Genomic DNA, 8,940 nt, shown 5'->3' with positions numbered 1-8,940 from the left:
ACCCAGGACTTCATATACCCCTCGATCGGCAGCGGCTGCCTGGCCGACGGCAGCAGCTCAATCGCGACCGCGCTGTCGGTGGCGGGGCCGGCCAAGATCCCCACTCCCGGTCCCGGTCCTGGCCAAACCGCCTACGTGTTCACCGCGATCGGCACACCGGGGCCCGCCGACGAGCAGAAGCTGCCCTTGAACGTCACGTGGGTGAACCTCACCACCGGCAAGTCGGGTAGCGCCACACTCAAGCCGCGGCCCGACATCAACCCCGACGGGCCGACCACCTTGACCGCTATCGCGGACACCGGTTCGGGCAGCATCATCTCGACGATCTTCGGGCAGGTCACCACCAAGGAAAAGCAGTGCCAGTTCATGCCCACCATCGGCTCGACGGTGGTGCCGTAACGCCCGTCAGTACGCCATAAAAAGAATCGCGTCGCGGTCGTACTCGAGGCCGGGATGAGCGCTGGCAAGGTGCGCCTGGGTCAGTTCGACCAGTTCGTCCTCGTCCTTGCCGACGATCGCCTCACCGCACGGACAGTTCAGGTGTGTCTTCACGTTGCCGCCTTTCGGGTCACCTTCGGAGTCGCCGTTTTGGCTGCCTTCATCTGCTTCTTGAAGGAGCGCACCTGCTCGAGTGAGCGGGCGTCGACGACATCGGCCACCGACATGTGGCTGCCGGCCTTGCCGTATTCGCCGGCCGCTGTCCGCCAGCCCGCCGGCGTCACACCGTACTGCTTGCCGAGCAACGCCAAAAAGATGCGTGCCTTCTGCTCGCCAAAGCCGGGCAGCCCTTTGAGCCGCCGCAGCACTTCTGCCCCGTCAGGCGCATCGGCCGTCCACAAGCCGGCTGCGTCGCCGTCGTACCGGTCGACAATGACCTGTGCGAGCGCCTGAATCCGCTTGGCCATCGAACCCGGAAAGCGATGTATCGCAGGCCGTTCCGAACACAGTGCGGCGAACTTGTCCGGGTCGTAGTCGGCGATCTCGGTGGCGTCGAAACCGCCCATGCGGTCGGCGATCTTCTTCGGGCCCGCGAAGGCCGTCTCCATCGGCACCTGCTGGTCCAGCAACATGCCGACCAGCAGCGCGAACGGGTTGGATTCCAGCAGCGCGTCGGCGCGCGGGTCCTGAGCGAGCTGCAGTTTCGGCACGCCCATAGTCTAAGGACCACTTACGGCTGCGGCGGCAGTATCGCGGTAAGAGCGTCCATACACAGGGCACGGACTTCTTCGCGGGTGAACTGCTCGTCGGCCAGCCATTGCACACACAGCACCCGAACGAATGCCAGCCAGCTGATGACGATAGCGGAAGTCGTTGGCGCGCAGGCTGGTCGAGCTCGGCCGCATCGGCGATGCGATCTCGCAGCGCGGCCAGCTCGGCGTTGATGATGTCCTGCACGACAGGATCGGTGGCCAATGTCCGGTTGGCGGCCAGCACGGTGTTGCGGTTGGCGACGAAGTAGTCGAGCTGGGCGTCCAGGCCGCCGCCGATCTGTTCTTCGAGCGAAGCATTCGGGCGCAACCGGACGCCGTCGAGCAACCGCTCGGCCGCCCGCCGGTATATCGACGCGAACAGTGCCGGTTTGCCGGGGAAATAGCGGTACAGCAGCGCCCGTGAAATGCCGGCCTCTTCGGCGACGGCATCTATGGTGACGTCCTCGTAGGGCAGGGCCGCGAAGACCCGCTCCGCGGCCTCTATGACGTTTTCGCGGCGAAGCTCGGGACCGAGACGACGTTGAACGGCCACACCCAGATCCTAGTTGACAACCGTCTACAGCTGTCCGGGACGCGGGGTATAGCAGCTACACGATTGGCCTTGGCCCGCAAGAGCTTACACACTAAGTTGACACCCGTCTACTTACTGGGCCTACGGTTGGCCCAAGCCGCTGCCGTACGTGTGAAAGGAACCGCTGAGATGGCTGGCACTACCGCTGTCACGACGCCCAAGGGCCGATACCTGAAGTATCTGTCCGTGTGTACCGGCGTGTCGTCGATCGCCATCGGGGCCTACCACTTCGCGCTCGGCACCGCGTCGGTTCCCGGCGCGACGGACGCCAACGCGACAGTCGATTCTCGGGAGCGTTTCTACTCGGCCATCTTCGCCGGGTACGGAATCGCCTGGATGCGCGCGGCCCGGCAGTCGCCGATCCGCGCCGACGAGGTGCGCCTGCTGGCCGGGCTGATGCTTGCCGGCGGCGTGGGACGGTTGATCTCGCGGGCCGTAAACGGTCGACCGCATTGGTTTCAAGACGTGCTCGCCGCAGTCGAATTCGCCGTTCCAGCAGCATTTTTCGGTTTGGCCGACGCTCAGCAGAAAGCCGCGCTGGGCGCGGCGGTCAGCGACTAACCGCTTTTGCGCCGGAACTCCCGGCGGCTTTCGGCGGGCCCGTGTGTTCGCGGCTGTTTGGCGCCGGCGTCCTTGTGAGCGGATCCGGACGACGACTTCTGCTTCTTGCGGTCCAGGGCTTCCCGGAACTTGCGTTTGGTCTCGTCTTCCGACGTGGGATCTGGTCCGGGCTTCGATACCGCCATGTCGGCAGCCTAGCGCGGATCCGGCCGGCCGAGCGTTGCGCAGGCTAACGAATGCCGGGCGGCAGGCCGTATACGTGGGTGATGGGCAGCGTCAAAACCACCCGTCGGTCGGTGACCATCGCGTCGCGGTATTCGTCCCAGTCCGGGTGTTCACCGGCGATGTTGCGGTACAAGGTGATCAGCGCCTCGACGGTGTCGTCATCGCGCGCGGCCGCCGGCGGCGTCAATTCCGAGGTGCCCTCGGCGACGGCGTACGACCATCCGTCGTCGGCGTTGACCAGGATCGAGGCCCGCGGGTCACGGCGCAAGTTGCGGGTCTTGGCACGCGGCTCGGTGATCGATACCTGGATGACCAAATTGCGTGGGTCGAAGTAGTACTGCACGTTCGACAGCTGGGGCCGCCCGTCGCGCTTGATGGTGGCGAGCACGCCGATGGAGTTCCCACTGATCACGGCCAGCAGCTTGTCGTCGAACACGCGGCGTCCCATGACGCGAGCCTACCGTCGCCGCTGCCGGTGACCGGTCCCGATTCGCCGGCGGCGTCGCTACCATCGCGCTATGACGAGGGTCGACGGCAATTCGCTGGTGGTCGTCTCGGCCACCACACTGTGGACGCTGCGCAATCGGGCCATCGAGGCCAAGCGCCCGGGTGGTGTGCTCGACGACCCTTGGGCCATCGCACTTTTCGACGTGATCGACTATGACTAAGACAAGTTCGGCAAGCCGCACCAGTCTCACCCGCGGCGGGCCTTGACGTTCGACTCTGCCACCGCGGAGTATCTGCGCACGCACCCGCAGGCGTATGTCGTCGCTCTTGCCGAAGGCTTGCAAACCAGTTTCTGGCGTCTGGATCGAGCTGGCCTGCTCGATGACGTGACGTGGTATTCGGTCGACTTGCCGCCGGTGATGGCGCTGCGCCGGCAACTGCTTCCCCGCGACGACCGCATCGTCGAACTCGCCCAATCGGTGCTCGACCGCATTTGGATGGACGACGTCCCGCTGCGCCGGAGACGTTCAAGCGTCACGCTGCTGGAATTCGCATGACCCGATATGCGGCATTCCTGCGCGGCGTCAACGTCGGCGGCGTCAACCTCAAGATGGCCGAGGTAGCGAGCGCGTTGGCCGACGCCGGTTTCAGCACCGTGCGCACCATCTTGGCCAGCGGCAACGTGCTGTTGGAGTCGCCGTCAAAGCCTGGCCCGGTGCGCGCGAGGATAGAAGCCGCGTTGCGCGAACGCTTCGGCTATGACGCCTGGGTGCTGGTCTACGACGTCGAAAGCGTGCGGGCCATCTTCGATGCGTATCCGTTCGAACGCGAGGTCGAGGGATACCAGTCGTATGTGACGTTCGTGAGCGATACCAAGGTGCTTGACGAACTCGCCGCGCTGACTGCCGCGTCCGGCGAGAAGATCAGCCGCGGAAACGGGGTCATCTACTGGCAAGTGCCCAAGGGCTCCACCCTGGACAGCACCATCGGCAAAACGATGGGTAAGCCGCGCTACAAGTCGTCGACGACTACCCGCAACCTGCGCACGCTGGCCAAGGTGCTGCAGGCAGCGGACAAGTAGTTTCAGTCGTCCGGCGCGACATCCAGATAACGCATCGCGTCGTGCTTGCCGAGGCCCAGTGCGCGGGCCGTGTCGAGGTAGGTCCGGGCCGCAGCCGCCATCGCGGCGTCGGCCGGGTCAGCCCGGGCGACGAAAGTGCCGAATCGGCCGCGGGTTTCGACGATGCCGGCTGTCTCCAGCTCGCGGTAGGCGCGGGCCACCGTGTTCACGGCAAGGTGTAGCTGGCCGGCCAGCTCGCGCACGGTCGGCAATCTGGTGCCGGGCGCCAACCTGCCGGTCCGGATTTCGTCGATGAGCTGAGTCCTGAGCTGGTCGAATAGCGGCCTGCCCGCCCGCGCATCGAGTCGCAGTGCTTCCCCCAGCTCCACCTGCCCAGTATCGCGCAGCGACTATGTTGGGAGGGTGCGGATCACAGTGCTCAGTGGCGCGGGAATCTCGGCGGAGAGCGGAGTGCCGACTTTTCGCGACGACAAGAACGGGCTCTGGGCTCGCTTCGACCCCTACGAGTTGGCCAGCATCGACGGTTGGCTGCAAAACCCGGAACGGGTCTGGGGGTGGTATTTATGGCGGCATTACTTGGCCAGCTGCGTCGAACCCAACGACGGCCACCGCGCCATCGCCGCCTGGCAGGACCACGCCGAGGTCACCGTCGTCACCCAAAATGTCGACAATCTGCACGAGCGCGCCGGCAGCGACCCCGTCCACCACGTGCACGGCAGCATCTTCGATTTCCGTTGCGCCGATTGCGCATTGCCCTATGCCGGCACGCTGCCGGAAATGTCTGAGCCCGTTCTGGAACTGGAACCGCCGAGCTGTGTTTGCGGCGGCCTGATCCGGCCGGACGTCGTGTGGTTCGGCGAGCAGTTGCCCGAGGAGCCCTGGCAGAGAGCCGTCGAGGCCACGCAGGCCGCCGACGTGCTGGTGGTGGTGGGTACGTCGGCGATCGTCTATCCGGCCGCGGGTCTGCCCGAGCTGGCGTTGGCGCGCGGCGCGACTGTCGTCGAGGTCAATCCCGAGCCGACGCCGCTGTCCCGCAGCGCGACGATCTGCCTGCGCGAGAGCGCTAGCAAAGCATTGCCGGGACTGCTGCAGCGGCTGCCCGCCCTGTTGAACTAAACCCACTCTGCGTCCACAGCGCCGAGGCTGCGCACACATCGCGGTCGTCCACAAAAGCAGGCTGTCACCGCAGTATCGGTCGCGCTGGCGTCGGGGCAACCGATGAACCTAGCGCTATGACGACCACTGAACCCTTCATCGGTAGCGAGGCGCTCGCCGGCGGAGTACTGCGCTGGCACCAACTACGGTCCGGGTTTCGGGCGGTGTTTCCCGATGTCTACGTCCGCCGCGACCAACAGCTGACGTTGCAGCAGCGGGCAGTAGCAGCGTGGCTGTGGTCGCATCGGCAGGGAGTGGTCGCGGGCTTAACGGCAGCGGCTTGGCATGGCTCGAAATGGGTGGACGATCGCTGTCCAATCGAGTTGTTCTGGTCGAACGCGCGGCCCCCATGCGGGGTGCGAACCTCCGCGGTAAGTCTGCATCCCGACGAATCCCACCTGGTGGCGGGCTTGCCGGTGACCACACCGGTGCGCACCGCATTCGACATCGGTCGCCGCCGACCGGTCGGCGCCGCGGTTGCTCACATGGATGCGCTGGTGGCGGCCACCGGCGTCGATCTGAGCGACGTTGCCGAACTTGCCGGGCGGCACCGCGGCGCGCGCGGGCTCAGACAGCTGGAAACCGTGCTGGAATTCGTCGATGCGGGTGCACAGTCGCCCAAAGAAACTTGGTTGCGCCTCTTGTTGATTCGGGCTGGCCTGCCACGGCCGCGCACCCAGATTCCGGTGGTGAGCGCCGACGGCCGTCAGACGTACTACCTCGATATGGGATGGGAGGACGTCATGGTCGCGGTCGAGTATGACGGCGAACACCATCGGCTCGACCGCTGGCAGTACGCCCGGGATATTCGCCGATGCGAAGAGCTGGAACGGCTGGGCTGGATCGTCATCCGGGTACTCGCCGATGATCGTCCGGCGGACATCATCCGCCGGGTGCGCGACGCGCTGGAGTCTCGCCGCTCGAGTCTGCGTTAGTGGCATCGAGCCTGCGCCTATGGCTTGTGTGGATCGCCGTCACTCGCTATGAGCGCAGTCTCGACGCTATAAGCGCAGCCTCGGCGCCTCGGCGCGGTGGCGGCGCAGACGCTATGGGCGCAGTCTCGACGACCTAGGCCGGGCGGCGGGCGCGGCCGAGCCGAAACTCCGCCACCGGCAATGGCACCCACGCAGGCAAAGGCCGCTCGGTCCGGGCGTGGTCGACGTTGAAACCGGCGTCGACGATCAACCGCTCGGTGTGGCGGTGGGTATGGCAATTACCCATTAACCGGGGATGAAACGTCGCGTCGGCCAGCCGCTGGAACTGGCCGCGGACACCGCCGCTTGCCACATGCTCGAGGTAGCGCAGCTGTCCGCCGGGCGCAAGCCATGAATGCAGCTGGCGCAGAACCGCATCCGGATTCTCCACCGAACACAGCACCAGCGAGCACACCACCGCGTCGAACGGTTCGCCGGCAGTAAAGTGCTCCACCGTCTCGCATCTCACGTCCACCCGAACCGGAGCTTTGGCCGCCGCCTGGCGAGCACGGGCGGCCAGCCGGGGCTCGGGCTCGATTGCGACGACGTGTTCGACGCTGTCGGGGTATAGCGGAAAGTTCGTCCCGGTGCCCGCACCGACTTCGAGCACCCGCCCCGACAAGCCGACCAGGTTTTCCCGGCGGAGCCCACGCAGCGTGTCGGTCTCGTGAGCGGCGATGGTGGGCCAGACCCATGCGAAAAACGGATGGCACACCGTGGCTGTCGTCGCTGTCATGCCGGCGAACCCTCTCGTTGTTCACGTGCCATCAGCCGGTTAAGCAGTTCTTGGGGTGCGGCATCGAGGCCAACTAACCCGGCCACCAGATGCCCCCAGAACACTGCGCCCAACACCCGGTCAGCGAACGCCTCCGCATCACCGAACGGCAGGTGCGGCTTGGCGATCAGCAAGGCCGCTACCCCATGCGCGGCGCTCCACAGCTGCAGCGCCACCGTCGTCGGATCGCCTGAGGGATAGATCTTTTCATCCATTAGGGTCTGCACGGTCTCACGCATGTGCTGGAACGCCGAGCTGTCCAGCGTCGCGTCCACGTCGCTGCCGGACCGCCACTCCCCCATGGTGGCGATCCGGTACAACTCAGGGGTCGCGATTGCGAACCGAACATAGGCCAGCCCTTGTGCGCGCAGCACTTCCACAGCGGACTGTTGACCGGCCGCTACCCGCTGCATCTCCTGATCCAGTTTGGCGAAGTAGCGGGCACACACCGCGTCCAGCAGCGCATCTTTGTCCTGGAAATGCAGGTAGATCGAGGGCGGTGTGACGCCGACGCGTTGCGCGACTGACCGGATGGAGACCGCCTTGGCGTGCCCGGTTTCTAAGAGCAGTTCTGTTGCGGCATCGAGGATTTCATCGCGCAGCCGGTCACCGGAGCCACGCGGTGCGCGCGGTCGTCGCAAACTTTTCATCGGCACCTCAACCACCGTCGCTCACCGATGCGCGGGTCCGTTGCCCATTACCGCTCGTGTGGCCCAGCCGGACATCGGAGCGGCGATGCCGCCCCGATGTCGGAGCGATCGTTGTCAACCGCTGGGCAGCGCCGGATTCGCTGAAGCCGAACCGCTCGTGCAGCCACAGCAGCGGTTTGGGTGCCCACCAGTTCCATCGCCCCACGATGTGCATGAACGCCGGAACCAGCACCGTCCGCACCAGGGTGGCGTCCACCAGCACGGCAAGCGTCAGTCCGACACCGAACATCCGCATGAACGACACCTGGGCAGCGATCAGCCCGGCGAACGAAATGGACATCACCAACGCCGCCGCGGTAATCACCCGGCCGGTACGGGCCACCCCGAGCGCCACACTCTCGTCGTTGCCGGCGCGGGTGCGGTCGGATTGCAGCCAGTACTCGCGGATCCGTGACACCAGGAACACCTCGTAGTCCATCGACAGACCGAAAGCCACGCAGAACATCAATAACGGCATGTTGACCTCCAGCGTGCCGCTGGGCGTCGTCCCCAGCGCGCCCAGATGGCCGTCTTGGAAAATCCAGGCCAGCGCACCGAACGCCGCAGTCAGCGACAGCACATTGAGGACAAGCGCTTTCAGCGGTAACACCACGCTGCCGGTAAGCAGGAACAGAAGAACGAAGCTGATGGCGGCGATCAACCCCAACACCAGCGGCAGCCGCGTCTCGATGGCCTTGACGCTGTCGTGGTTGATCTGCGCCAGTCCGCCCATCTGGACGGGCCGGCCGGCGGGGCCCGTCACGGCGTGCAACCTGTCGAGCTGGGTGTTGGAGGCTTGCGAGAACAGCGGTGCAGTGCTGGCGACGGTCACAAACGCACTGCCGTCGGCGAACCCGGTGGCCGCGGCCGGCGGGTCCCTGCCCGCGTCGTAGCGCGTGAGCGCGGCCTGGGCGAAGACCGCGGGCGTCGGGGACGACGATGGGCACTGCCATCGCCGAGTCGTCGGCGAAGTCATTGCGCAACTGGTCACCGACCTGGTGCGCAGAGGCCGACCGCGGCAGCACACGATCGTCGGGAAAACCCCACTTCACACCGAGAAACGGAACCCCCAACAGCATCAGCAGGGCAACGACCGCCAAACCGATCGGCACCGCGCGACGCATCACGAATTTCGTTGAGCGGTACCAGAACAGCTGCTGCACCGGCTTGTAGGCAGGATCGGCCCGGCGCAGCATTCGACGCGCCAGCCGGCGCACGCGGGCGAGAACAGGCGCGCGTGGCAGCGATGGA

At 65.8% G+C, this 8,940-nt stretch carries 12 protein-coding genes and 4 pseudogenes; 7 read left to right on the top strand and 9 right to left on the bottom strand.

Annotated elements, in window-relative coordinates; all coding sequences use genetic code 11:
- Window positions 1-399: pseudogene (locus ACFE99_RS18715) on the top strand (hypothetical protein); the annotation flags it as partial.
- A gap of 6 nt (window positions 400-405) precedes the next feature.
- On the opposite strand, the gene ACFE99_RS18710 reads toward ACFE99_RS18715, so the two are convergent.
- Window positions 406-552 (bottom strand): DUF1059 domain-containing protein, encoded by a 147-nt coding sequence (locus tag ACFE99_RS18710; RefSeq protein WP_375487873.1) that lies wholly within the window; start codon window positions 550-552, stop codon window positions 406-408.
- The gene (locus tag ACFE99_RS18705; protein WP_375487871.1) at window positions 549-1,148 is read right to left on the bottom strand and encodes an HhH-GPD-type base excision DNA repair protein; all 600 of its coding nucleotides are present in this window, start codon (window positions 1,146-1,148) and stop codon (window positions 549-551) included. The genes ACFE99_RS18710 and ACFE99_RS18705 overlap by 4 nt, the downstream gene beginning before the upstream one ends.
- Window positions 1,149-1,311: 163 nt before the next feature.
- Between ACFE99_RS18705 and ACFE99_RS18700 the strand changes: the two genes are divergently transcribed.
- Window positions 1,312-1,614: a hypothetical protein gene (locus ACFE99_RS18700; protein WP_375487869.1), complete on the top strand. Its 303-nt coding sequence runs from the start codon at window positions 1,312-1,314 to the stop codon at window positions 1,612-1,614.
- Between the two features lie 6 nt (window positions 1,615-1,620).
- Here the strand turns inward: ACFE99_RS18700 and ACFE99_RS18695 are convergent.
- Window positions 1,621-1,743 (bottom strand): annotated as a pseudogene (locus tag ACFE99_RS18695) (TetR/AcrR family transcriptional regulator); the annotation flags it as partial.
- 168 nt (window positions 1,744-1,911) lie between these two features.
- Here ACFE99_RS18695 and ACFE99_RS18690 point away from each other — a divergent pair.
- Window positions 1,912-2,343, top strand: a complete 432-nt coding sequence (locus ACFE99_RS18690; protein WP_375487867.1) for a DUF4345 domain-containing protein — start codon at window positions 1,912-1,914, stop codon at window positions 2,341-2,343.
- Here the strand turns inward: ACFE99_RS18690 and ACFE99_RS18685 are convergent.
- Together ACFE99_RS18685 and ACFE99_RS18680 are read right to left on the bottom strand one after the other, a co-directional pair.
- A complete protein-coding gene (locus ACFE99_RS18685; protein WP_375487865.1) occupies window positions 2,340-2,528 on the bottom strand; it encodes a DUF5302 domain-containing protein in 189 nt (62 codons plus the stop codon). The genes ACFE99_RS18690 and ACFE99_RS18685 overlap by 4 nt on opposite strands.
- 44 nt (window positions 2,529-2,572) lie before the next feature.
- Window positions 2,573-3,016: a PPOX class F420-dependent oxidoreductase gene (locus ACFE99_RS18680; protein WP_375487863.1), complete on the bottom strand. Its 444-nt coding sequence runs from the start codon at window positions 3,014-3,016 to the stop codon at window positions 2,573-2,575.
- A gap of 70 nt (window positions 3,017-3,086) precedes the next feature.
- Between ACFE99_RS18680 and ACFE99_RS18675 the strand changes: the two are divergent.
- Both ACFE99_RS18675 and ACFE99_RS18670 read left to right on the top strand, forming a co-directional pair.
- Window positions 3,087-3,524, top strand: a pseudogene (locus tag ACFE99_RS18675) (class I SAM-dependent methyltransferase); the annotation flags it as partial.
- Between the two features lie 44 nt (window positions 3,525-3,568).
- A complete protein-coding gene (locus tag ACFE99_RS18670; RefSeq protein WP_375487861.1) occupies window positions 3,569-4,096 on the top strand; it encodes a DUF1697 domain-containing protein in 528 nt (175 codons plus the stop codon).
- A gap of 2 nt (window positions 4,097-4,098) precedes the next feature.
- Here ACFE99_RS18670 and ACFE99_RS18665 read toward each other — a convergent pair whose 3' ends face one another.
- A complete protein-coding gene (locus ACFE99_RS18665) occupies window positions 4,099-4,464 on the bottom strand; it encodes a GntR family transcriptional regulator (RefSeq protein WP_375487859.1) in 366 nt (121 codons plus the stop codon).
- Window positions 4,465-4,498: 34 nt separating this feature from the next.
- Here ACFE99_RS18665 and ACFE99_RS18660 point away from each other — a divergent pair, with 34 nt between their 5' ends.
- Window positions 4,499-5,212 (top strand): NAD-dependent deacylase, encoded by a 714-nt coding sequence (locus tag ACFE99_RS18660; RefSeq protein WP_375487857.1) that lies wholly within the window; start codon window positions 4,499-4,501, stop codon window positions 5,210-5,212.
- Window positions 5,213-5,328: 116 nt separating this feature from the next.
- Window positions 5,329-6,186, top strand: coding sequence for an endonuclease domain-containing protein (locus ACFE99_RS18655; protein WP_375487855.1), 858 nt, complete (start codon window positions 5,329-5,331; stop codon window positions 6,184-6,186).
- 133 nt (window positions 6,187-6,319) lie between these two features.
- Here ACFE99_RS18655 and ACFE99_RS18650 read toward each other — a convergent pair whose 3' ends face one another.
- The 3 genes and pseudogenes from ACFE99_RS18650 to ACFE99_RS18640 form a co-directional block, all read right to left on the bottom strand.
- Window positions 6,320-6,961 (bottom strand): class I SAM-dependent methyltransferase, encoded by a 642-nt coding sequence (locus ACFE99_RS18650; protein WP_375487853.1) that lies wholly within the window; start codon window positions 6,959-6,961, stop codon window positions 6,320-6,322.
- Window positions 6,958-7,650, bottom strand: coding sequence for a TetR/AcrR family transcriptional regulator (locus ACFE99_RS18645; protein ID WP_375487851.1), 693 nt, complete (start codon window positions 7,648-7,650; stop codon window positions 6,958-6,960). The genes ACFE99_RS18650 and ACFE99_RS18645 overlap by 4 nt, the downstream gene beginning before the upstream one ends.
- 7 nt (window positions 7,651-7,657) lie before the next feature.
- Window positions 7,658-8,940: pseudogene (locus ACFE99_RS18640) on the bottom strand (MMPL family transporter); the annotation flags it as partial.

The sequence above is a fragment of the uncultured Mycobacterium sp. genome, from assembly GCF_964249325.1.
Classification (GTDB): domain Bacteria; phylum Actinomycetota; class Actinomycetes; order Mycobacteriales; family Mycobacteriaceae; genus Mycobacterium.
This window is presented reverse-complemented; position numbering and strand designations above follow the sequence as displayed.

Coding starts and splice junctions, on each gene's coding strand:
- ACFE99_RS18690 (WP_375487867.1), top strand. CDS start 1,912: ATGGCTGGCACTACCGCTGTCACGACGCCCAAGGGCCGATACCTGAAG.
- ACFE99_RS18645 (WP_375487851.1), bottom strand. CDS start 7,650: ATGAAAAGTTTGCGACGACCGCGCGCACCGCGTGGCTCCGGTGACCGG.
- ACFE99_RS18685 (WP_375487865.1), bottom strand. CDS start 2,528: ATGGCGGTATCGAAGCCCGGACCAGATCCCACGTCGGAAGACGAGACC.
- ACFE99_RS18670 (WP_375487861.1), top strand. CDS start 3,569: ATGACCCGATATGCGGCATTCCTGCGCGGCGTCAACGTCGGCGGCGTC.
- ACFE99_RS18680 (WP_375487863.1), bottom strand. CDS start 3,016: ATGGGACGCCGCGTGTTCGACGACAAGCTGCTGGCCGTGATCAGTGGG.
- ACFE99_RS18655 (WP_375487855.1), top strand. CDS start 5,329: ATGACGACCACTGAACCCTTCATCGGTAGCGAGGCGCTCGCCGGCGGA.
- ACFE99_RS18650 (WP_375487853.1), bottom strand. CDS start 6,961: ATGACAGCGACGACAGCCACGGTGTGCCATCCGTTTTTCGCATGGGTC.